At 49.6% G+C, this 21,984-nt stretch carries 20 protein-coding genes and 1 pseudogene; 17 read left to right on the top strand and 4 right to left on the bottom strand.

The features are described from left to right. The first annotated feature begins 49 nt into the window (after positions 1-49). The 9 genes and pseudogenes from ACYVGR_RS16515 to ACYVGR_RS16475 form a co-directional block, all read left to right on the top strand. Positions 50-1,510 (top strand): beta strand repeat-containing protein, encoded by a 1,461-nt coding sequence (locus ACYVGR_RS16515; RefSeq protein ID WP_460958585.1) that lies wholly within the window; start codon positions 50-52, stop codon positions 1,508-1,510. After that, positions 1,510-1,836: a hypothetical protein gene (locus ACYVGR_RS16510; RefSeq protein ID WP_460958583.1), complete on the top strand. Its 327-nt coding sequence runs from the start codon at positions 1,510-1,512 to the stop codon at positions 1,834-1,836. The genes ACYVGR_RS16515 and ACYVGR_RS16510 overlap by 1 nt, the downstream gene beginning before the upstream one ends. A gap of 9 nt (positions 1,837-1,845) precedes the next feature. Continuing rightward, positions 1,846-3,456: a beta strand repeat-containing protein gene (locus ACYVGR_RS16505; protein ID WP_460958581.1), complete on the top strand. Its 1,611-nt coding sequence runs from the start codon at positions 1,846-1,848 to the stop codon at positions 3,454-3,456. Positions 3,457-3,547: 91 nt separating this feature from the next. Then, complete coding sequence (locus tag ACYVGR_RS16500) at positions 3,548-4,171, top strand: hypothetical protein (RefSeq protein WP_460958579.1); 624 nt, start codon at positions 3,548-3,550, stop codon at positions 4,169-4,171. A gap of 4 nt (positions 4,172-4,175) precedes the next feature. Further along, on the top strand, positions 4,176-4,721 hold the full coding sequence (locus ACYVGR_RS16495; RefSeq protein WP_460958577.1) for a CsgE family curli-type amyloid fiber assembly protein: 546 nt from the start codon (positions 4,176-4,178) through the stop codon (positions 4,719-4,721). A 36-nt stretch (positions 4,722-4,757) separates the two neighbouring features. Beyond that, on the top strand, positions 4,758-5,168 hold the full coding sequence (locus tag ACYVGR_RS16490) for a curli production assembly/transport component CsgF (protein WP_460958575.1): 411 nt from the start codon (positions 4,758-4,760) through the stop codon (positions 5,166-5,168). Between the two features lie 33 nt (positions 5,169-5,201). Beyond that, a complete protein-coding gene (locus ACYVGR_RS16485; protein WP_460958573.1) occupies positions 5,202-6,656 on the top strand; it encodes a CsgG/HfaB family protein in 1,455 nt (484 codons plus the stop codon). Between the two features lie 43 nt (positions 6,657-6,699). After that, positions 6,700-8,214 carry a carboxypeptidase regulatory-like domain-containing protein gene (locus ACYVGR_RS16480; protein WP_460958571.1) on the top strand — a complete coding sequence of 505 codons (1,515 nt, stop codon included), beginning with the start codon at positions 6,700-6,702 and terminating at the stop codon, positions 8,212-8,214. 216 nt (positions 8,215-8,430) lie between these two features. Next, a pseudogene (locus ACYVGR_RS16475) lies at positions 8,431-8,622 on the top strand (IS701 family transposase); the annotation flags it as partial. 168 nt (positions 8,623-8,790) lie between these two features. Here ACYVGR_RS16475 and ACYVGR_RS16470 read toward each other — a convergent pair. After that, positions 8,791-8,913, bottom strand: a complete 123-nt coding sequence (locus ACYVGR_RS16470; RefSeq protein WP_460958569.1) for a hypothetical protein — start codon at positions 8,911-8,913, stop codon at positions 8,791-8,793. Positions 8,914-9,156: 243 nt separating this feature from the next. Here ACYVGR_RS16470 and ACYVGR_RS16465 point away from each other — a divergent pair, with 243 nt between their 5' ends. From ACYVGR_RS16465 to ACYVGR_RS16450, 4 genes are all read left to right on the top strand, one after another. Continuing rightward, positions 9,157-10,335 carry a hypothetical protein gene (locus tag ACYVGR_RS16465; protein ID WP_460958567.1) on the top strand — a complete coding sequence of 393 codons (1,179 nt, stop codon included), beginning with the start codon at positions 9,157-9,159 and terminating at the stop codon, positions 10,333-10,335. Positions 10,336-10,345: 10 nt separating this feature from the next. After that, complete coding sequence (locus ACYVGR_RS16460; RefSeq protein ID WP_460958565.1) at positions 10,346-11,287, top strand: phosphatase domain-containing protein; 942 nt, start codon at positions 10,346-10,348, stop codon at positions 11,285-11,287. A gap of 143 nt (positions 11,288-11,430) precedes the next feature. Beyond that, positions 11,431-13,515, top strand: coding sequence for a nitrilase-related carbon-nitrogen hydrolase (locus tag ACYVGR_RS16455; RefSeq protein ID WP_460958563.1), 2,085 nt, complete (start codon positions 11,431-11,433; stop codon positions 13,513-13,515). Between the two features lie 14 nt (positions 13,516-13,529). After that, positions 13,530-14,399 carry a DMT family transporter gene (locus ACYVGR_RS16450; RefSeq protein ID WP_460958561.1) on the top strand — a complete coding sequence of 290 codons (870 nt, stop codon included), beginning with the start codon at positions 13,530-13,532 and terminating at the stop codon, positions 14,397-14,399. Positions 14,400-14,476: 77 nt separating this feature from the next. Here the strand turns inward: ACYVGR_RS16450 and ACYVGR_RS16445 are convergent, their stop codons facing one another. Then, complete coding sequence (locus ACYVGR_RS16445; protein WP_460958559.1) at positions 14,477-15,418, bottom strand: OmpA family protein; 942 nt, start codon at positions 15,416-15,418, stop codon at positions 14,477-14,479. Positions 15,419-15,646: 228 nt separating this feature from the next. Between ACYVGR_RS16445 and ACYVGR_RS16440 the strand changes: the two genes are divergently transcribed. The 3 genes from ACYVGR_RS16440 to ACYVGR_RS16430 all read left to right on the top strand — a co-directional run bounded on the left by ACYVGR_RS16440 (position 15,647) and on the right by ACYVGR_RS16430 (position 18,239). Then, the gene (locus ACYVGR_RS16440; protein ID WP_460958557.1) at positions 15,647-16,705 is read left to right on the top strand and encodes a hypothetical protein; all 1,059 of its coding nucleotides are present in this window, start codon (positions 15,647-15,649) and stop codon (positions 16,703-16,705) included. Between the two features lie 297 nt (positions 16,706-17,002). Then, a complete protein-coding gene (locus ACYVGR_RS16435; RefSeq protein ID WP_460958555.1) occupies positions 17,003-17,557 on the top strand; it encodes a peroxiredoxin in 555 nt (184 codons plus the stop codon). A 94-nt stretch (positions 17,558-17,651) separates the two neighbouring features. Next, positions 17,652-18,239, top strand: a complete 588-nt coding sequence (locus ACYVGR_RS16430) for a carboxymuconolactone decarboxylase family protein (RefSeq protein WP_460958553.1) — start codon at positions 17,652-17,654, stop codon at positions 18,237-18,239. Between the two features lie 418 nt (positions 18,240-18,657). Here ACYVGR_RS16430 and hemH read toward each other — a convergent pair whose 3' ends face one another. Together hemH and ACYVGR_RS16420 are read right to left on the bottom strand one after the other, a co-directional pair. Then, positions 18,658-19,719, bottom strand: coding sequence for a ferrochelatase (hemH, locus tag ACYVGR_RS16425; RefSeq protein ID WP_460958551.1), 1,062 nt, complete (start codon positions 19,717-19,719; stop codon positions 18,658-18,660). A gap of 109 nt (positions 19,720-19,828) precedes the next feature. Further along, entirely contained in the window at positions 19,829-20,617 is a 789-nt protein-coding gene (locus tag ACYVGR_RS16420; protein WP_460958549.1) for a hypothetical protein, read from the bottom strand. Between the two features lie 162 nt (positions 20,618-20,779). On the opposite strand from ACYVGR_RS16420, the gene ACYVGR_RS16415 reads away from it, so the two are divergent. Continuing rightward, positions 20,780-21,721 carry a LysR substrate-binding domain-containing protein gene (locus tag ACYVGR_RS16415; protein WP_460958547.1) on the top strand — a complete coding sequence of 314 codons (942 nt, stop codon included), beginning with the start codon at positions 20,780-20,782 and terminating at the stop codon, positions 21,719-21,721. Positions 21,722-21,984: the final 263 nt, after the last annotated feature.

The raw sequence follows: 21,984 nt of genomic DNA, 5'->3' as shown, positions 1-21,984 counted from the left end.
CGTGCCCGATCTTTCTTTTCTGTATGTTTTCTCCTTCCATTCTGTACCCATGAAACATCTATTGCTTCCGGCACTGCTACTGTTCCTCGGCTTCAGTAGCATCGCCCAGACCAATACCGCCGTTGTCAGCCAGACCGGTACCAGCCAGACGGCAACCGCCCTCCAGCAGGGAAATGCCAATCAGACCACCATCAATCAGACCACCGGCTCTGGCTCCTCGGTCAATATCGGTAACGTGGCCTCCACCACTCAGATAGGCGTATCCAGCAATGCGAACGCCAATCAGGCATTTATCCAGCAGATAGACGGTTCCTACTACAACACCGCTACGATTCTTCAGAAAGGCGGATCGGGCAACCAGGCCACTATCGAACAGGCTAGCGAATCGGGCGGTAACAGTCTATACGGTACGGGCAGTTCGCCATCAGCCGCCGATGCCGGTAACCGGGCCAGCATCAGTCAGACAGGCTCGGACAACATCAACGTCACCATTCGCCAGAACGGAGGACCTCTGGGTACGAGTCAGGCCAACTCGGCCAGTGTGGTTCAGGTCGGCAATCAGATGGCCGGTACTACGGGCGTTGGCACCACCCTTATTGAGCAATCCAACGGGGCCACCAGCAATACGGCCACCATCGGACAGGGGGAAATCAACGGCGCGGCCACCAACAACACCGCTACCATCCTCCAAAGCGACAACAGCCAGCGTAACGCAGCCAGCATTGTTCAGGAAAATTCGGGTAACGTGGCCGACCTACGCCAGACCAATGCCAGCACCGACAACGGGGCCACCATCCAGCAGCTAGGCCTCAACAACGAGGCCACCCTGTACCAGAAAGATCAGGCAAACAACAATGTCGCCACCATCAATCAGACCGAAACATCGGCCGGTAACCTGGCTACGCTTTGGCAGACCAACACCAGCTTTTACAACACGGCCACTATCCAACAGGCCGGTTCGGCCGGAACGGCCTTCATTGCTCAGGACACCGAGTCGGGCAATAACACCGCTACGATACAGCAGGGAGCAGGGGGCACCAATAATGCAGCTACCATCTATCAGACGTATGCCTATGATCTGGGGACGGGTACCACTAGTGTGGGCACCGGCAATACGGCCAGCATTACCCAGAACCAGAGCAGTTCGGGCACCATTGGTAACACGGCCGTCATCCAGCAGGGCTTCGAAACGGGTGTTTCGACCATTACCAATGCCGGGGTTATTTCAGACGACAATACGGCCACCATTAGCCAGGAAGGCGATGCCCACGTGGCGAAGGTGATGCAAGGGGGCGTCGGCAACAAAGCCACCGCTACCCAGACTGGCAAAGGGAATGTGCTGAAAGGCATCGATTCGGACACGACTATCGATGATATGGCCCGCCAGTTGGGTGATTTAAACATCCTGACCGTCACCCAGGGAGGGGTAGGTGGAGCGAGTACCGCCAACGTCTTACAGATCGGTAACAGCAACACGGCTACCATCAACCAGGTTAACCCCAACAACTGATGCTACATCGTCTATTCATTGCTTCGACCCTGGTGCTGGCCCCACTGGCCGTTGCCTCGGCACAGAACGTAGTCGTCATTCAGCAGTCAGGTACAAACAGCCATCAGGCCCACATCACTCAGACAGGGGCCGACAATGTCGCCACCATCCGGCAGGGTAGCCCTGCTGATACAGCCCAATCGGCTCCCGTAGTGATAACGACCCAAACGAACGGAGGCCAAACCGTTATCCATCGCACGCAGACTGGCCATTCGATTTATGTTCAGCAAACCAGTCCGTCTACCACCGAACTACCTAAAAAAACGGGCAAAACCAGCCCCAAATAAGCACCTATTATGAAACAGTTTCTTCTTCTGGGCTTGGCCCTGTTGTTTGCTACGGCTAGCTTTGCCCAAACCAATGCCCCCAACCAGGCTACCGTCAACCAGCGCGGACTGAGCCAAACAGCTACAATTGGCCAAACCGGTAGCGGGCTAACCTCCACCATTAGTCAGGCCGGTATCGCCACCCCTAACCAGACCTTCAACACGGGCGTCACTAGCCAGTCGGGTACGGGTCACACGGCCACCATCAGCCAGAACGGCACGTCGAACTATAACCAGGCGACCGTTACCCAGACCGGCAGCGGCCCTGGCTCCAACTCGGCTACTATCAGCCAGTCGGATGGCAGTGGCGGGGCCGCCCAGCGGGGCAACAGCCGCACACTCCAGGATCGGGGCGACGTGGGTAACTGGGCCAATGCCTGGCAGAACGGCTCTCAGAACACCGGTACGATTACACAGGATGGGGCTGCTACCAAAGGGAATTTTGGGGAGATCTGGCAACAGGGTACGACCAACACCGGTACCATTACGCAGTACGGTGCCAGCCAGAGCAAAGCCGAAATTTTCCAGGGTAACGACACGCGTGCCGGCACTGGCGATGAAGGCGTAACGGCCACTAACGTCAGCAGCAACACGGCCACCATCGACCAGACTTCAGCCAGCTTCAACCAGGCCCAAGTCAAACAGTTGAGTGATAACAATGGGGCCACCGTATCGCAGGTCAGCAGTACCAGCAATACCGCCGTCGTCCTACAGGGCGATGGTACTAACCTGACTACCAGCGGGGGTAATTCGGCCTTCATCAGCCAGGAAGGTGTCTCCAGCGCGGGCAACTCAGCCAGTGCCATCCAGACCGGCCAGGGCGGAGTGGCAACCATCAACCAGATTAATACGTCGACCAACAATGTGGCTTACATCCATCAGGTATCGGGTCTGGGTAATCAGGCGCAGATTGACCAGGGATCAACCTTTGGTAGTAGTGACGCCAACCAGGCCAGTATCCTTCAATATGGGGATGCGGCCGGAGCCTATCATCAGGCCCGGATTGTGCAACAGGAGGCTACAGCCAATACCGCTTCTGTCCAGCAGGGAGCCGCTACTACGACTTCCAGCAATGACGCGGCCTTCGTCTATCAGGTATCGGGAGCCAGTTCCAGCTCGGCGACTATCAACCAGAACACAACGGCGACTGGCAGTGACAACCTGGCCCAGATCGACCAGATAGGGGGTACACTAAACCTGGCCGTGATTTCTCAGGAAGGATCTAACAACCTGGCGGGGGTGAGTCAGACAGGTACTGGCAGCAATACGGCCACGGTTTCCCAGACGGGGGATAATAACGTAGTGGGCGGCCCTGGCTTTGCCAGTGTCTCAAACGGCCTGTCGGTGGACAGCTATGCGGTGCAAAACGGATCGGGTAACCAAATGACGGTCACACAGGTCTCTCCGGTGGGTACCTCCTTTGTGAATCAGGGCTATCTAAGTCAGGAGGGCGTGGGCAATACGCTGGTCTTGAGCCAAACGATCCAGAACACCGGTTTGGGGGGCAACACCGCCACCATCAGTCAGAATGGTACGAACAACCTAGCGACCGTTACCCAGATCAACGGTCCAGTCCATTAAGAACTGGCCTTTCGGCAGAGTACCCTGACCGCGTTTTAGCCAAAGCGCGGTCAGGGTTATTTTGTGAGAAAGGCTAAAACCATCTATCGCCATGAAGCCTATAAAAATTCCGTATGCCGTGACCCGACTGGTTCGCTGGCTAAACAAACTTACCCGTCGAAAGCAGCGATTACTGCCAGTGGTGCTGAGCCTGCTAGTCGTTACCAGCCAGGCCCAGCCGACCATGATACCGACCATAACAAATACCCCTCTGGATGCTTACTGGGCAGGTACTGCCCAGACCAGCAGTGACAACACGATCGGTCTGGCTCAGACAGGTAGTCATAACCAAGCCGACCTTAGCTTGCCCGGCGGACAAACGAATCGGCTCATGCTAAACCAAACCGACAGCCAAAATCTGGTCACGGCGACTCTGTTGGGTACTAGTAATAACGTGCTGTTGCAACAACATGGGAACGACAATCAGTTGCATCTGGTACTGGGGGGCAACGATAATCAGATCTCGATTCGTCAGGATGGGAGCGATACGATCGCCTGGATTGGCTTGCAGCAGAGCAACACCCGGATTGGCATCAGCCAAAAAGCCGGTGCCAACACGCTCACGGTGGATAATTCGACCGCAGATTCCTTTAACAAGGGCATTGCGGGTCTGTACATCGAGCAGTCAGGGGGGGCTTCGGCAGTAATTCAACAGGGTAAAGTATTCGGTCGTTAAAAGTATGTCAACCATATCACGTATCCTGTTGTTGCTCCTGCTAGTATCGGCATTCGGTGTTCAGGCGCAGGAAGTTCAGACCGAGGAGAATCCCGACGAAGGCGTATTACTCGAAACGGCCACCGCCGATGAAGACTCCGAAACGCTGCTACTGGACAACTCCCGTTCCAAGATTGGCCGTGATTTCTATGATATTTTTTTTCGTGAATACGCCGGGCAACCCAAAAACCCCATCCCGTCCCTGCTACCACTGGCTGCCACCAGCAAAACCGATACCCTGGCCCGTGCCAGACCGGGAGTTGATGGGAGCGAGATTACAGCCTTTGTTGTCACCATCGACGAGCTACCGGCTGCGGGTATTGGTACAGCCCTGCTCTCGATTACACTCAACGATCAGTTAATCTGGCAAAACTACGTCCCGCTCCGGCAGGAGATCATTGAGACCTACGCCCGAAATGCTGCCGAAACCCTCAGCCAGTACATCCTCAACTACAAAGATGTACAACAGCAACTCAGCAGCGATGATCAGCAGGGTACTGGAATTTACTAATGTAGTTGTGGAACTCTATCCCTTTCATCATTCATCATGAAAGTACTTATTCTTGTTTGTATCGGCTGTCTGTCGGGGCTTTGCGCTAGGGGTCAGGGATTCGTCTATCACCCCACCAACCCTAACTTTGGGGGAAATACCTTCAATTATTCCTGGATGCTGAGTTCAGCCCAGGCCCAGGATCGCAACGTTGATCCAAACACCACCAAAAAGGCAACCAGCACTACCAGCACGCTTGATGCATATGCACAGAGCCTGCAAAATCAGCTACTCAACCGGATTGCCAGCAGCCTCATCAGCAAGCAGTTCGGCGAAGGTAGCCTCAAAGAAGGTACCTATACCTTCGGAGACTATCAGGTCGAAATCAAAAACGGGACCGACGGGGTAGTGCTGCGTCTGGTTGATGGCAAAGGGGGCGAAACCACCATCACTGTTCCTTATTATTAAGCGTCACGTTTTTGATTCTGCCCTAACTTACCCATGCTCTTGCATTTTCGTTTTTTTACTTTTTCGGTATTGACTCTCTGCCTGGCAGGCTGTCAAACGTTTTTTTATCAACCCACCCGCAGCCAGCGTGCTAGGCAGGGAGAAGAAACGCCCCTCACCGCCGACCTGCGCCGACTGCCTCCCGCCAAGGAAAAAATTGTAGCCGCTGTCTATAAATTCCGCGACCTGACGGGCCAGTACAAACTCACCGAGTCGGGTTCAGGCTTCTCGACAGCCGTTACCCAGGGCACAACCAACATCCTGCTTAAAGCCCTTGAAGAAAGCAGCTGGTTTGTTACCATCGAGCGTGAAAACGTCAGCAATCTACTCAACGAACGCAAGATCGTTCGTTCCAGTGTGGCCCAGTTCAAGGAAGGCGAGAACCTTCCGCCCTTGCTTTTTGCGGGCATTATTCTGGAGGGAGGAGTCGTTTCGTATGATGCTAATATCATTACTGGCGGGGGTGGCCTTCAGTATTTTGGGGCAGGGGGCTCCACCCAATACCGGCAGGATCGGGTAACGGTCTACCTCCGGGCGGTAGCTACTAAGTCGGGAAAGATTCTGAAAACCATCTATACTTCCAAGACACTGCTGACCCAGACTGTCAATGCCAGCCTGTTCCGCTACGTAACGTTTAAACGGCTGCTGGAAACGGAGACAGGACTGACAACGACCGAGCCGGGTCAATTGGTGGTGACCGAGGCCATCGAGAAGGCCGTACAGGGACTCATTGTGGAAGGCGTACGGGATGGGCTGTGGTTCCCGGCCGACAAATCGGTGGCGGAGATGAAAGCGGTAGTCGATGCGTATGAACAGGAAACTACAGTTATGCGGGAAACCGATGTATACGGCATCCGGCCGGTGCATGACGCTGCCCGCGTGTCGATCCAGCCCACGGGTAGCGTCTGGCAGTATTATGGTGATTACGCCCGTCACTCCCCAAAAATGGGCTATGGTCTGTCGGTGACGGGCTGGCTAACGCCGACATTGGGTATTGAGGTATCGGGAGCAACCGGTATGCTGGCCAGCGAAGGGGCCTTTGCCACCCGAGTCAGCGCATTGACCGGGAATCTGGTCGTTATGCCCAGACCATTCGAACGGTGGGGGCCTATGCTCTTTCTGGGGGCAGGTGTAGTGGGAAACACGGGTGCCATGCCCTGGGCGTTGCAGGGCCGCTACCTACAGGTGCAAGGGGGCGTGGGCGTGCAATACCGGGCCACCCAACGGCTGGGAGTTCGTTCGACCATTGGTTACTACCAACCCTTCACTGATATACTGGATGGAAAAGTAGCGGGTCAGCGGAACGATTATTACCTGCGCGGAACCCTGGGGTTGGTTGTGAACCTGGGCCGCTTGCGTCGACCCAAGGTAAGGTCGCTGACGATCCCCTCGGCGGGGAATGTACCTACGCCAACCGATGCCCCTTCAGCTACTCCGCCCAAGCCTTGATGAGTTGTTTTAGTTGGGTTTACCCCATTTATTTTATTGAATTGTGAAGAACTACTTATTTTATGGGTTGATGCTGGCTCTACTGGTAACGGGATTGTGGAGCTGTAACGAGGACACTTACGTAGATCCGGTCGTGCTGACCCAGGTGCGGGGCCAGGTACTGTACAGCCAGGACCGAAGCCCGATTCGTAATGCATCGGTCAAACTGACACCCTCCAGCCGGATTGTGGCGACCGATTCGGCGGGCATATTCCATTTCGATAGCGTCATTGCGGGCAAGTATACACTACAGGCCTCCAAAACAGGCTACGGCACAGAAGTAGCCACCATCGAGACCAACGCCAGTACCTCGCCAGCAGTAACGATCCTGCTCACCGATGATAAGACCCAGAATCGCCCACCCACGATTCCGACGGTGGTTTCACCGGCCATCAATAGTCTCGATCAACCGACATCGCTAACGCTGAGCTGGCAGGCGACTGACCCTAACCGGGATACGCTGACCTACTCGGTATTGTTATTTTCGGGTGGAAGCACTACGCCTACCCGTTCGTATACAGGCTTGACAGTGGATAGTTTAGTGGTGACTGACCTGGCGTATAACACCTCCTATTTGTGGCAGGTGATTGCCAGCGACGGCATCGCGACTGTCAATGGTCCCGTATGGTCGTTTCACACAGCCGCTTATCCCGATTACAGCTATTTGTTTGCCCGCCGGGTCAATGGCTACTACCAGATTTTTGCCGCCGATGGAACGGGAAGCTTCGCTCAACTCACCAGCGAAGGTAGCAACTGGCGTCCTGTTGCCAGTCCGAATCGGCAGCTCATTGCGTTTATATCCAATGTAGACACCGACCTTCAACTCTATGTGATGAATCCGAATGGGAGTGATCTGCGTCGGGTGACAAGCGTTCCGCTGGCAGGACTCTCCCCGACGGATCTCTCCTTTAGCTGGTCGCCCGATGGAAGCCAGTTGCTTTACCCGAACAATAACCGATTGATGATTGTCAATCTGGACGGAACGGGCTTACGAGTGATGGCTCAGGCACCCCCAGGCCGGGTTTTCGCCGGTTGTGACTGGACGGCCCAGGGCAACCTGATTGTAGCCCGCACCACAGGTACCAGTTTGTACGACAGCAACCTGATGCTTTTTTCGGCCACCGATGGCGGTAGTAGCCTGATCTACAGCAGCCAGCTGGGCCGGGTGGGGAACCCGGTTTTTTCGGTAAGTGGTACCAGCATCGCCTTTACCTACGACGTGAGTGGATTTCAGAACATGGCAGGTCGTCAACTCGACAGCCGCCTGTTTCTGCTGAATCTGGCAACGGGCGACACGACGGACGTGTCGACGATTGCTACGACTAACAATCAGAGCCAAAACAGTAAACAGGCAGGAACCAATGACATTGACCCTCGTTTTTCGCCTAATGGCGCGCTTTTAATTTTCACCAACGTGGACAATACGGGTCTGGGCGAACGGACTGTGTTCACCGTCGATCTGGCTCGACGCACCCGTAGCAAGCTCTTTCAGCAGGCCGAAATGCCCTATTATCGCTAAAATACAGATGAAGAATAGGGTAGCTAGGGGTAGCCAATATTCGTATGAAATGTCCCATTCAATTGGTGTAATCAATTAAAAGTCAAGTGTTGGTGCTGGAAAATAGTTGATTCAATTCTTCGAATCTCTAAAGGCATCAAAATGCTAGGATTAAGCACTTAGTATATTCCGATCTGCTGTTACGCCAGTTTTTAGGCGATTGGTTTAAATTGGAGCATGCGTTCTACACTTGATCTCTATACTGACTATCTACTCAGTAGCTTTGGGCAAACCACCGCTACTGGGCTGTCTCGATTAACCGATGGGGTAGTTGGTCACGATGCGGTCACAGATCTGCTTAATCGACTTCAAGGCGACAATCGAGTCCTTTGGCAACACGTCAAACCCCTAATTCACCAAATTCAGGAATTGGAAACAAGTCATTCAATTCCCCGTCTTCTTTGATAGGGCACACGCATGATCGTCACGAGACGATCTGGTTGAGATAGTTGATATCAAACGCCGGGGCCTGCTGGGGTTCGGTGCCGATGGTTCGCTTGATGCCCTCCAACACAATTTTTACCCCTTCGTCGAAACTTAGACTAGGTTGCTGGTGCAGCCGGTGCCATTTACGTAGGCTGGCAGCCTACGGGATACGGTGGCCCAATTATGTTCGGTGGCCAGGCCTGACAGATACGTGGCCAGCGTAGCCGAACTCATGGGTAACGGTGCGAGCTCGCTTGCTGCTAACCACTGGTTCGCGTGCTGGATATCCGACTCATAGGCGATTTTGGAATTCGTCGCTCCTTCGAGCCCCTTCTGGGGACATGTGTTTTAGAACTAGTGTATGAGCAATAGAATTATAATCTATATTCAAATAAAAGACTATAAATAAATATATATATAAATAAAAAATGATACTTTTGGTCTTATTCATATCCTATATCCTGTATTTAACATTTTATGAAATACGTATATTTATTGCTGAATTTGCTAACTGTAATAGCGGCTATAGCACAACCGGATTTAGACTTTCAAACCACACAAGGGGGGTGGACTACTAGTTCCTTATCGAAATCATACACTGCTGTTGGTACACCGGCTACTAATGTGACAGTATCAGTAGGCGGAACCACTAGCGGTTTACAGACTAATTCTCCTCAAGCCTTTAGTCGAGGGCTCCAACTGGCTGTTAACCATACGTCTAACTCGGCTTGCGTTACTGTAACGGTCACCTTTAATCCCGGCGTACAAGACCTACGATTTAGAGTGTTGAACATTGATCGGGGAGCAGCCAATGGCGCTAACTATGATTTTATCGATCAGGTTACCGTGAGCGGAATAAATGGGACTGGAAACGTCAGCCCAACGATTAGTGCTTCTGGTTCAGCCGGGACGTATTCCAGTATTTCGGGTAATACGATTACCGGAACCGGTGATGCACCTGCCTCTTCATCCGATCCTGGAAATCTGGTTGTTTTTTCAGGGGCGGTTACTCAAATCACGATTAATTACTGCAACAATGCAGCGCAGACCATTGCTAACCCTGGTGCGCAGACCATCACTATTGAGGACTTATCCTGGAGTGGCTCTTTACCCGTTCATCTTATTTCGTTTGACGGAAAAACGGTTGGTAATCAGGTGACATTGACTTGGAAAACCGCTTGGGAGCAGAATAGTGATTACTTCGAGGTTCAGCGCAGTAAGGATGCGCGGGAGTTTTCGACGCTGGCGCGTGTACCGGCTATGGGACAGTCAGATCGCAACCAATTATATTCAGTGCTGGATACGGAACCCTTAACCGGCATAAATTATTATCGACTAAAACAGGCTGATTTTGGGGCAGATCAGGGGGTGACCTACTCTCAAATCATTTCAGTTACCCTTGACGATATAACCCCTGATCTAAAAATTTCGGAAAACCCGTTGAAGGGTGATCAGATTCAGGTTAGGTTTCGAAACATGGAATTCCAGACGCTATCTTTACAAACAAGTCTGGGATTTTCAGTGCCTTGCCATATTAGCAGAGAGTCGGAAACAAGTGCCGTTCTGACACCAACTCAATGGCTAGCTCCCGGTTTATACTTGGTCAGTGGCTATCAGGGTGCGCATCGTTTGACTGCCAAAGTTTTAGTTTTATAAAAAACTTTATTTGAAACAAGTCCTCATCTTAACTGGTCTGAGCGGAAGCGGTAAAACAACCTTTGCCCGGCAATTCTGCGCCGAAAATCCCAACTGGCTGCGTGTCAATCGCGATGACCTTCGACGCAGTCTATTGTCGGTATCCCTTCAGGAATATTGGACTACCTGGACTGACCGGGAGAAAGATCGTCTCGAAAGCCTGGTTAGTGAAATACAGAAAACAGCTATTCTGGATGGATTAACACGGGGTTGGCATATCGTAGTTGATAACACAACGCTAAAACTGAAGTACATCAACGAATACCGGAATCTACTCGCTAGCCATTTTGATGAGGTTAAAATCCAATACAAACTGATTGAAACCCCTACTGACGAATGCATTCGTCGCGACCAGAATCGCCCTGATTCGGTAGGAGAGGCTGTGATTCGGATACAAGCGGAAAAGCTTACTGTCCTAAAGAAGATTTTCAAGTTTCGCTCCGAAACGCTAACACGAACTCCTGTTTTTCAGCGACTCCAGGACGAGACCTTACCCCATTGCGTGTTGGTGGACATTGATGGAACAGTAGCGAAACGAGGAGATCGGTCGCCGTTTGACTGGCGTCGGGTTGGCATCGATACACCCAAGTGGCCGATTATTAATCTGGTGAAATCGTTACAGGCATCGGGATATACCATCATTTTCTTATCAGGCCGCGACGCTGTTTGCCGACCCGAAACTACAGGTTGGCTTAATCATTATTTTGGCTGGAAAGCAGAAGACTACCAGTTGTTTATGCGCCCGCAACAGGACAATCGGAAGGATGTCGATATCAAATATGAACTGTTCGAGCAGCATATTCTTGGCCATTATTACGTCGAACTAGTAGTCGACGATCGCCAGCAAGTCGTGGACATGTGGCGACGTCAGCTTGGCCTAACCTGCGTGCAGGTGAATTATGGGGATTTTTAGTTTAAGTTCAGCCAATCTATTTTCGCCCCATCTTTGTTATTCATACAGACACGTATAGTTCATGCAGAACTGAGCGTTGAGCAAACCGTTATCATTAAGCAGTTCGCTCAATCGCTCATTCGCTCAATCACTCATTGTACTACATGAAACTCCTTAAAGTAGCCGCTGGTGTTCTGAATCAAATCCCACTTGCCTGGGAGCACAATAAAAAAAATATTATCAATGCCATTGAGGAGGCTCAGAAACAGAATATTAGTCTGCTGTGTCTGACCGAATTGTGTATTTCGGGTTATGGTTGTGAGGATGCGTTTTTTGCCCAGAATACCATCGATCAGTCGATTGCTTCTCTGCTGGATATCGTTCAGTATACCAATGACATTGCGGTGGCCGTTGGTCTGCCATTGCGCCACAACAACCGGACGTATGATACGGCCTGTCTGATTGCCAATAAGCGCATTCTGGGCTTTGCGGTGAAGCAAAACATGGCAAATAATGGCGTTCATTACGAAACTCGCTGGTTCCAGCCCTGGAATCCCTACGTTCGGGATGAGATCAAGATTGGCGATTTTACCTATCCATTTGGCGATCTGGTCTTCGATCTGTCGGGCATTCGGGTTGGCTTTGAAATCTGCGAAGATGCCTGGGTCGCTAATCGACCAGGGCGGATGTTGTACGAACGTGGGATTGATATTATCCTGAATCCCACCGCCAGTCACTTTGCCTTCCTGAAATCGCAGGTGCGTGAACGGTTTGTAGTCGATGCGTCGCGGGCCTTTGGAGTGAGTTATGTGTATGCGAATATGCTGGGCAATGAGGCCGGTCGAATGATTTACGATGGTGACGCTATGGTAGCCTCCAATGGCGAGCTGCTGGTGTCGGGACCGCGCCTGAGTTACGAAGATTTCCTGATCGTTCCGGCAGTGGTCGATGTTGAACTTACTCGCCTGAACCAGACGCAGAGCCGTGGGAATATCGCTTTGGCGTACCCAAACTTACGTGTGTCGGATCGGTTCGACTGGCCCGACATTGCGCCTGTTATCCAGAAAGCCGAACTCGAAGCCTGGGAGCGGGGTGGTTATCTGAAAGAAGAAGAATTTGCAAGGGCCGTTGCCTTGGGCCTGTTCGATTACCTGCGGAAAAGCCGTTCGCAGGGCTATGTGTTATCGTTGAGTGGCGGAGCTGATTCGTCGGCTATTGCTGCGCTTGTTTCTCTGATGATTCGGATGGCGGTACAGAATCTTGGTCTGGATGGTGTCAAGAAAAAGCTTGGCTACATCAAAGCCATTCAGAATTGCGAATCGCCCGAAGCGATGGTTGGTAAGTTGCTCACGGTTATGTATCAGGGCACCGAAAACTCGTCAGATGATACGTTCAATTCGGCTAAAGAACTGGCTGATGATATCGGCGCGACCTTCATGAATATCAACATCAATGGTCTGGTCGATACCTATCGGGGGCTGATTGAGGAACAGTTAGGCCGAAAACTTTCCTGGGATACCGATGATCTGGCGCTGCAAAACATTCAGGCCCGGGTTCGGGCTCCAAGCATCTGGATGCTGGCCAATCTGAATAATGCGTTGCTGCTCACAACCTCGAACCGCTCCGAAGCGGCCGTTGGCTATGCGACGATGGATGGCGACACAGCGGGTAGTATTTCGCCAATCACCGGCATCGACAAACATTTTCTACGGGGTTGGCTCCGCTGGCTCGAAACGGTTGGCCTAAACGTAAAGAATGAATCAACCCCCGCCGACCGTACTGGCTCGGTGATGGAGCCAACCGCATCGGATGATTTAATCAAAGTGAAGGGTTTACACGCGGTCAATAACCTGCAACCCACTGCCGAACTCCGTCCATTAGACAAAAAACAAACTGATGAGGACGACTTGATGGCCTACGATGTGCTCAACTCCATTGAAGAAGCGGCTATTCGGGATAAGCAACCACCTGTTGAGGTATTGAAACTGGTTGAAGTTCGTTACGCAGGCCGTTATGATCGGGAGAAGTTGCTGGTTTGGGTTGAACGCTTTTTCAAACTCTGGAGCCGCAACCAGTGGAAACGTGAGCGTTACGCACCTTCATTCCACCTCGACGATCACAACCTCGATCCGCGTTCGTGGTGCCGGTTCCCAATTCTATCGGGTGGCTTCGAAAAAGAACTCGCCGACATGCGCGACTGGGCCAACGAACAGAAACCAAGTGGGCGGAAAGGTAAGATTGGGTTTTAACGGGAAGTAGTATTTTGAAACAACTTATTCCCGGCCTTCTCTTTGCGGCCCTTTGGGCTTCGGCTTCGGTTGCTACCAAATTTGGTGTACAATCGGTACATCCATTGATTCTGGCTAACGTACGTTTTTTCATCGCTGGTGGCGGGATGCTCCTGTTTGCATATGGCATCCAGCGAACGAAAAATGCCTGGCCTACGCGTGTAGAGTTTCGTCAGTTAGCGATCTTTTCATTGCTCAATACAACAATTTACCTTGGTGCATTTGTATTGGCGCTGAAACAGGTATCGGCAGGTATTGGGAGTTTATCAACAGCCACCAATCCGTTATTTATTGCCTTGTTATCGGCAATCTGGTTGCGTCGGCGACCGCAATGGAATGAATTAGGAGGATTGTTTCTGGGAATTTTAGGGGTCGGCATTGCGACGTATCCACTGTTGCAAAATAGTTATGCCACGGTTGAGGGCTTATTAATTCTGCTGTTCGGTATGATCTCCGTATCGGCAGCAACCGTTTATTATGCCCGCATTCAATGGCGATTGCCTAATCTGGTTATCAATGGTTGGCAGGTATTATTGGGCGGCTTTCAATTGCTTCCGTTTACCATACTACTGGGCGTGCTTGATCCTACGACATTCAGCAACTCCCATTATGATCTACGTTTTTGGGGAGCGGTACTCTGGCTGATTTTACCCGTTTCGGTAGCAGCCCTGCAACTGTGGTTCTATCTTGTTCGGCAAGATGCCATCCGGGCTTCGCTGTGGCTGTTCCTTTGCCCGATCTTCGGCTTTGCGTATTCGTATCTGCTCATGAACGAACCCATCACCTTGTATACGGTTGCAGGAACAGGGCTGGTTATTTGTGGGCTTTGGTTGGGTAGGAAGTAAGCAGGGGTATGGAGCACGGTTTGGGAGATAGTTCGTATAGCTTTCTTGTACCCTGCTCCGTGCACCTTGCACCATGCTTATTCTTTCAACACCGTCATTTCAACCCGTCGGTTAAGTCTCCGGGTATTTTCTGAATTATTGCTCGCTATAGGGCGGGTTGGCCCATAACCACGCGTAGCGACTCGATTGGCAGCAACACCATTTTTTACCAAATAATCTTTCACAAGCTCTACGCGCTGTTTCGAGAGCTTAAGGTTCTCATCAAAGTCGCCCTGGTTATCGGTATGTCCTGCTAACTCAATAACAGCGGTTGGGTGATCGCGCATAAAGACCAGGAGTTGCTCTAAAGCGGGTTGAGCATCGGGGAGTAGTTCCGCTTTGCTTTGAACAAACTGGAGTGCTTGTAACTGGGTTGTTGTGCCAGCCGCTGCCACAATTGGCGGTGGTGTATAGATCACTTTTGCATCGAGTGTCTTGGGTGGCGCTATGCGAGATGTTTGAACAACCGATGTGTTACTAGCCGCTGGCTGCTCAGATACCGGTGGCGTTGTGGCAGGGCGCGTAATCGGAGGAGAAACTACCGTTGTTGCTGCCGTATGAACCGGAGAAGGGACTGTTTTTGCGCTGGGTGGTTTTATGCCACTGCGATACAACAAAGTTGGTATTGTCTTATGCAGCGTAGTAACATTTGGATCTGAGAATACCTGCTGTTCATCAACATCAGCATAACCTTCTGCTTTTATTGTGACGATATAAGATTGCCTTGGGTCGAGGAGGAGTTGGTAGACTCCAGCTGTATTGGTGACTTGTTGAGTTCGAACAATGCCTTCCTGACTTTTCGCCAAAACAGTAGCACCCACAATGGGTTGTTTGGTCTGCCCATCCAGTATTGTTCCATTAACAAGCGCCGTTCTGCCGGTTGGGGCAACTTGATGTTGTGGTTGCGCCCAACTTATTGATGGTGCTACATGACTCAGGCATAAGCCCCCAAAAACTACTATATACTTTGTCCAATTCATACTTTAGAAGCAACGTTGAAACGCGCATCAAAAGTACGTCGAAATACCCGAAAGTTACCTATCGGCCCTGTCTGGTGTGACTTCATTTTTGCTTACTTTTTAGTCCTCTAAAATGGCTTATATTATATTGATTTTCAATTAGTTATACGGTAAAAAATATGACTAAAAAATGAACGTAAAAATGCTTGTTTTCGTTAGTATTGTATGACACGGAAAACCAACGCAACGATGCATTCCCCGAACGCTCAGGCACCTCTTGCGCAAGCTTCAGCGGGCAATTTGCCGCTCGATGATAACTGGCGGAAATCTATTCCGGCGCAGGTGTTTCTGAACCATTTCTTTGCGATGGATTACCATATCCATCATCAAAACGACTTATTCGATCTCGCTAAGTTTCCCATATTTCAGCAGTTTTATGGGCGTGCGACCGACGAAAACCGGAAGGCACTGGAGAAATTATTACTGAATAGCTGGAGTGCCGAATATGCCCTGCGAATTACCCCTGTTGTCAATGACGAACAGTATTTACAGAGTTCATTGCATTGGACGTTTCCGCAGGCGTATTACAGCGCTTTATTTAGTGCACGGGCTTTTCTGGCTGTTCAGGGCATTAATGTGAGTAATGAGGAGCTGATTCGGAAACGGATTGGCAATATGGTTGTACGAGGCTATTACCCCGCTTCTATTGGCTATTACGCGCTTGGTCCAATTAATAGCTACCGCATTCAACGGTTACCGATGGCGAAACGGTTTACTGTGGCAGCCAAGACCGATTTATTGCTACCCTCGCGCGAAGGTTCGGTGCAGGTCGAATTGGCTCAGTTTCTGAAAACTACCCGCGATCAACGTGTGCGCGCTTTGCGTAATGCGATTCAGACGAATCCGAAAACGGCATTGCGAAGTCCCAAAACGGGGGAGATTCTACAAAAATTCAGTGTAGAACAATACAAACAATTGGCTAAGCAAATTGGCTATACAACCTATTTCGATATGCTGAGTCGCCTGCGGATTTCGTCGACCAACCGGGAAATTGAGCGGTTCGTTGATTCTGAAATCGATGTGAAACTGTTTCACCAGAGTTTAGTGAATATTGTTGCTCATGTGAATTCTGTACACGAAGCTTACATCGCTAAGGCACTTGGTATGCAGGCGTACCGCCAACTGGTTACCAAATTGCCATCTTACTTGCAGGAGAGTTTCGTACGCGACCGTATGAACACGGTTATTGCTCCGATGCTGGAAGAGCCACAATCAGAACAGGAGTCCTATTTACGAATGGCGGCCTAACAGGCAGATAGTCATCGATAATTGGAAAGCCCGATGTAATAACACATCGGGCTTTTTTATGCGTATTGGTAAAATTATAATTTGGATGATTTTAATCAATTGCATTATTCTTTAAAGAATCTATAAACCAGGGTTTATTGGTCTAAGATCGTAGTGGGCTGAATATCACTATAATTCCCGAAAATTGATAGTTTTTATCTATAAGCTCATTGATAAAAATCATATCTTCTATGCGTATTGCTTCCGTAATTTGCACTCAATCAAGATTGGTTCTCATATACAACCTCAATTCATTCCATGAAAAATCATATCGTTTCTGTTGGTTCAGAGTTCCCGGAATTTAAAAAGTTGGCCGTTGTTTCACTAGATAAAGACAAAGAGTTCTACGAAATCTCGTCGGAAGATCACAAAAATGCGGGTCAGTGGCTGGTCATGTTCTGGTGGCCTAAAGATTTTACCTTCGTTTGCCCAACTGAAATCGCTGAATTCAACAACAAGTTTGAAGATTTCCAGGATCGCGACACAATGGTGATCGGTGCTTCGACCGATAGCGAATTTGTTCACCTGGCATGGCGCAAAAACCACGATGATCTGCGTGGTCTGAAATTCCCAATGCTGGCTGATACCTCGAAATCGCTTGCTGAAGAACTAGGTATCCTGGAAGCCAACGAGAAAGTGGCTTACCGTGTAACCTACATCGTTGATCCACAAGGTATTGTTCGTTGGGTTGCTGTTAACGACCTGTCTGTTGGCCGGAACGTGAATGAAGTACTTCGTGTGTTAGACGCCCTGCAAACCGACGAACTTTGCCCATGTAACTGGGTAAAAGGCGAAGCTACGCTAACGGCTTAATTTAATCAAAGAGCGAAAGGGCGAATGAGCGAAAGAGTGACCCATCCGGTTTACACTCGCTCATTCACTCTTTCGCTCTTTCACTCTTTGAAAGATGACGACCACACAAAACGAAACCGTTCTGTCGCTTCTGAAACTGGTAGGACTGGATACCGAAGCTGAATATCCTGCGTTAGATGCGTTGGCAAAAGCCGATCATCGATACCTGCGCGATCTGAAAATCAATGTGGGCAATGTGCTTAACAGCAGCCAGACACTGACAAAAAAAGAAGCTTTACTACTGGCTTTGTCCGTCGCTGTTAACGAAAAACTTCAGTCACTGATTGACTCGTTGACAAGTGCTGCTCAGCAGGAGGGGGCAACCGATGCTGAAGTTGCCGAAACGATTGCCTGCACCTCATTGCTGAGTACCAATAACATATTCTATCGGTTCCGGCACTTTGTCGGTAAGGATTATTACCAGCAAACTCAACCCGGCATTCGCATGAGCATCATGATGAATCCAGTGCTGGGAAAAGAGTTTTTCGAACTGATGAGCCTTGCTGTATCGGCAGTTAATGGTTGTGAGCTCTGCGTTCGGTCGCACGAAGAAAGCGTGCTGAAACATGGCGCTACCGAAGCTCGGGTTTTTGAAGCTATCCGATTAGCTTCGGTTATCAAAGGCTTTATTACGTTACTGTAAGGTGATGCAGGCTTCTGTTTGGGGAGAGCAATTAAAATGAGAGTCTGGGAAACATTACCTGATGAAGATGCGTTAAAGAGTAGTAACGCATATATAGTCTGGTACCAGATATAAGAAATATAGTATGTTGCTACTGTACTAACTGTTGCAATAGATTGCCTCTTATAGTCTTCAGTACTGTATCTGCCGTAATGTAAAGCCCGCTTCCTTTAACAAGGAGCGGGCTATTTTTTTGTGTTAGATTAAACACAGAGACGCGTTTGGCCATTTCGACGTTAGGAGAAATCTCAAGCTTGACTATTGAGAATCTTTAAGATTTCTCCTAACGTCGAAATGACAAAAAAAGCTATTCAGTCGTGATGAAATTTAGAAAGTTCAATAAGAACTTTGTGTTATCTGTGCCTCTGTGGTTAACTACTTAAGCAGTTTTCACCAAGTCGATCAGGGCTTCAATCCAGATTGGGCTATCGTTCAGGCTTTCAACCAATTGCCAATGCTTACCGCCAGCCTGTTCGAATAATTCTTTGTACTCGACGCCAACTTCAATGGTCGTTTCTAAACAGTCGGCGACAAAAGCGGGCGAAAAGGCCAGTACACTATTAATCCCTTTTGCGGGCAATTCCTTAATGATATCGTCGGTATACGGTTTAATCCAGGGATCGCTACCTAGTCGCGACTGAAAACAGGTTGTGTATTTGCCTTCAGGAATACCTAATGCCTGCACGAGCAGACGGGTTGTCTCGAAACACTGGGCCCGATAGCAATGCTGATTTAGCGCATGGAATGTATTGCAGCACTCGCCAAACTGACAAACTGTTTTTGTGACATCGCCCTTCCGAATCTGACTTTCGGGTAAGCCGTGATAGCTAAACAGGAAATGGTCGTAATCGTAAGTTGCCATGTACTTACGGGCGATTTGCGCGAAGCCTTCAATGAATTTTGGGTGTTCCAGAAAGCGATTAACGAACCGAATAGCTGGGATTACTTCCCAACTTTTGACGAGTTCCATTACCTTCTGGTAAACGGAGCCAGTTGAGGCTGATGCGTATTGCGGAAAAAACGGAACGACCACAATATCCGTTAAGCCTAATTTTTGAAACTCGTTCAACCCCGCTTCTATACTAGGGCTCTGGTACCGCATAGCCAGTTTCACTACGTATTCATCGCCGAGTTGTTGCTGGAGTTCCTTCTCCACAATATGGCCATAATACTTTAAAGGTGAGCCCGTTTCGGTCCAGAGCTGCTTGTAAATTTTAGCCGATTTGGGTGCCCGAAACGGAGCAATAATGCCATTGACTAGAAAAAAACGCGACACATAGGATATGTCGATTACCCGACCATCCATCAGAAATTCGCGCAGATATTTACGGACATCCGGAACCGAAGGGCTATCGGGTGTACCTAGATTAACGATCAATACGCCCGTTTTTCCTACCGACTTTGGAGCGGAAACGCGGGGTTGTAAAACAGAAACTTCCATGTACAGGAAAATAGAGATTTAACTGGGTTGGTTTAGTCCCAGGCTCAAGGCTACAAATTTACGACATCGAAACCTGAATCGCATCGGCGACCTGCCTGAAACGTTGAACTTACTTTGCTCCGGGATATCGACTTAAGTCTGTACGGGTAAAGTCACTAAACACTTCGCCGGGTAAGCCCGAAAAGATCATAATATCACTTAATTCATAGTCACCTCGATCGCTGGCAAGCAGAATGTCGCCATGTTGCTGATAGTCTTCCCAAGGAAGTGTGAATGTGGGTTGATTATCAGTGGTTTTTTTGAAATGAGCCCATTGCGATACCAGATGCGTTTTTTTGTCTACCCACACTTTATACCGGGCACCGGGCGTGTTGCTGCCAGGTTTAAAGGTTACTTGTAGCACATCCGAAGCTTTTCCCGTTTGGGTAGGCTCTGAACCAAGATACTTAAGTGTTACCCCTGCGTCTTTAAGTTTAAAGGGCATGAACAGCCAATAGGAATCATTAATCCAGTTTCGTTTGCCTTGTTTAACATATTTCGTTACCGAATCGGCTACCATTAATTCTTCGCCACGTCGGAAAACCCGCCCCATATCATTATTGATATTCAGTAAAACCGTCTGATCATCGTGCAGATTATCGACCCGAACATCCCCCGACCATTTATCCCAGATGAGTTTTCGAACCCCGTCAAAATTCCAGCTGATGAGTTGAGTTTCGTCCCAGGCTGCCCGTCCGCCCATGGCTGCCATCACCTCATCGGCGATTTGTACCGCCCGTGGGTCTGAACCGACTATGTCGAAACCTGGTGCGGGTGGATTCGGTGTTTTTTTTGATTGGGCGTTACAAAACGGCCCAGTAAGCAAAAGAAGGAGCAGGAAAAGTCGACGTTTATTCATGAGTAGTGAGGATTAGCTTAACAAAAATAGAACACGGAGTCTTTCATTTGGTTCGATGGGTTTTAGATTTGTTTGGATATATGATGTAGGGTGTATGATATAGGATATGCGCTGCGAAAAAAATACATCATATACCCTACATCATACATCCTACATTTTTCAATGACGCTTTCTCAACTCGATTATATCGTTGCTGTTGATACCTATCGACACTTTGCTACTGCTGCCGAAGCCTGCCATGTAACTCAGCCAACCCTGAGCATGCAGATTCAAAAACTGGAAGATGAGCTGGGTATTCTGGTATTTGACCGATCAAAACAACCCGTCGTACCAACCGAAACCGGGCAGGCTGTTCTGGCGCAGGCCCGCGATGTGCTACGGGCTGCCCGGCGTATTCCCGAAATTGTAAGTGAATCGAAAGACGATTTTCGGGGTGATTTCAGGATTGGTATTATCCCAACCCTGGCGCCCTATCTGCTGCCGTATTTCATTGGTGAGTTTATAGCCAAATATCCTGCTGTAACCGTGCAGATTCAGGAATTAGTGACCGAGCAGGTAATCGAACGGCTTCGAAACGGTTTGATCGATGTGGGGCTGGTGGTTACGCCACTTGCCGAAAATGGGATTACTGAAATTCCGCTCTTTCAGGAGCCTTTTGTGGTGTATGCTGCTGAATCAAATCCACTATTGAACAAGTCGGTAATTACCCCTGTCGATTTGGAGACAGACGGGCTTTGGTTATTGACGGAGGGCCATTGTTTTCGTAGTCAGGTTATGAATTTGTGCGGGGCCGATCGGCAGGCGAATAGCACAACAGCCTTACGGTATGAAACGGGTTCGCTTGAAACGCTGATCAAGTTAATCGACAAGCAGGGCGGGTTTACGTTACTGCCGTACCTGGCCACGCTCGATATGGATACTGCTCGCCAGAGACGACTTCGTCCGTTTGCTATGCCCCAGCCTGTTCGGGAAGTGAGTATTGTTATGCACCGGAGTTTTCTGAAGCGTAAACTCATCAACACGTTCAAAACCGAAATTCTGGCGCATTTACCTAAAGAATTGGCAAGCGAAGAAAAACGCAATCAATTGGTGCGGTTGAAATAAGGATACAGCCTTGATTTACAGCCAGAAATAATAGGTGTCTTGGTGAGGAGTGATCGAAAATCGGCTAGCGATAAATTGTAATTGCCTTTTTTGTAAACAGTTTATTATTAGTAGAGTTATGCCGTTAAGTATAAATAATTGGGGATATATATATATTTGCCCACCTGTATAGTTACAGCGGCTTACCCGTAAGATAATCGATGCATATGATCCACCATTTACATTGCCCTAAACTGTGCAAACGATATAGGGAACGCCTGTTT

This window comes from Spirosoma litoris (assembly GCF_054776755.1).
This window is presented reverse-complemented; position numbering and strand designations above follow the sequence as displayed.

Excerpts from the sequence above, each read along its gene's own strand:
- ACYVGR_RS16515 (WP_460958585.1), top strand. The coding sequence starts at position 50 with ATGAAACATCTATTGCTTCCGGCACTGCTACTGTTCCTCGGCTTCAGT.
- ACYVGR_RS16510 (WP_460958583.1), top strand. The coding sequence starts at position 1,510 with ATGCTACATCGTCTATTCATTGCTTCGACCCTGGTGCTGGCCCCACTG.
- ACYVGR_RS16505 (WP_460958581.1), top strand. The coding sequence starts at position 1,846 with ATGAAACAGTTTCTTCTTCTGGGCTTGGCCCTGTTGTTTGCTACGGCT.
- ACYVGR_RS16500 (WP_460958579.1), top strand. The coding sequence starts at position 3,548 with ATGAAGCCTATAAAAATTCCGTATGCCGTGACCCGACTGGTTCGCTGG.
- ACYVGR_RS16495 (WP_460958577.1), top strand. The coding sequence starts at position 4,176 with ATGTCAACCATATCACGTATCCTGTTGTTGCTCCTGCTAGTATCGGCA.
- ACYVGR_RS16490 (WP_460958575.1), top strand. The coding sequence starts at position 4,758 with ATGAAAGTACTTATTCTTGTTTGTATCGGCTGTCTGTCGGGGCTTTGC.
- ACYVGR_RS16485 (WP_460958573.1), top strand. The coding sequence starts at position 5,202 with ATGCTCTTGCATTTTCGTTTTTTTACTTTTTCGGTATTGACTCTCTGC.
- ACYVGR_RS16470 (WP_460958569.1), bottom strand. The coding sequence starts at position 8,913 with ATGAGTTCGGCTACGCTGGCCACGTATCTGTCAGGCCTGGCCACCGAA.
- ACYVGR_RS16465 (WP_460958567.1), top strand. The coding sequence starts at position 9,157 with ATGAAATACGTATATTTATTGCTGAATTTGCTAACTGTAATAGCGGCT.
- ACYVGR_RS16455 (WP_460958563.1), top strand. The coding sequence starts at position 11,431 with ATGAAACTCCTTAAAGTAGCCGCTGGTGTTCTGAATCAAATCCCACTT.
- ACYVGR_RS16445 (WP_460958559.1), bottom strand. The coding sequence starts at position 15,418 with ATGAATTGGACAAAGTATATAGTAGTTTTTGGGGGCTTATGCCTGAGT.
- ACYVGR_RS16440 (WP_460958557.1), top strand. The coding sequence starts at position 15,647 with ATGCATTCCCCGAACGCTCAGGCACCTCTTGCGCAAGCTTCAGCGGGC.
- ACYVGR_RS16435 (WP_460958555.1), top strand. The coding sequence starts at position 17,003 with ATGAAAAATCATATCGTTTCTGTTGGTTCAGAGTTCCCGGAATTTAAA.
- ACYVGR_RS16430 (WP_460958553.1), top strand. The coding sequence starts at position 17,652 with ATGACGACCACACAAAACGAAACCGTTCTGTCGCTTCTGAAACTGGTA.
- hemH (WP_460958551.1), bottom strand. The coding sequence starts at position 19,719 with ATGGAAGTTTCTGTTTTACAACCCCGCGTTTCCGCTCCAAAGTCGGTA.
- ACYVGR_RS16420 (WP_460958549.1), bottom strand. The coding sequence starts at position 20,617 with ATGAATAAACGTCGACTTTTCCTGCTCCTTCTTTTGCTTACTGGGCCG.
- ACYVGR_RS16415 (WP_460958547.1), top strand. The coding sequence starts at position 20,780 with ATGACGCTTTCTCAACTCGATTATATCGTTGCTGTTGATACCTATCGA.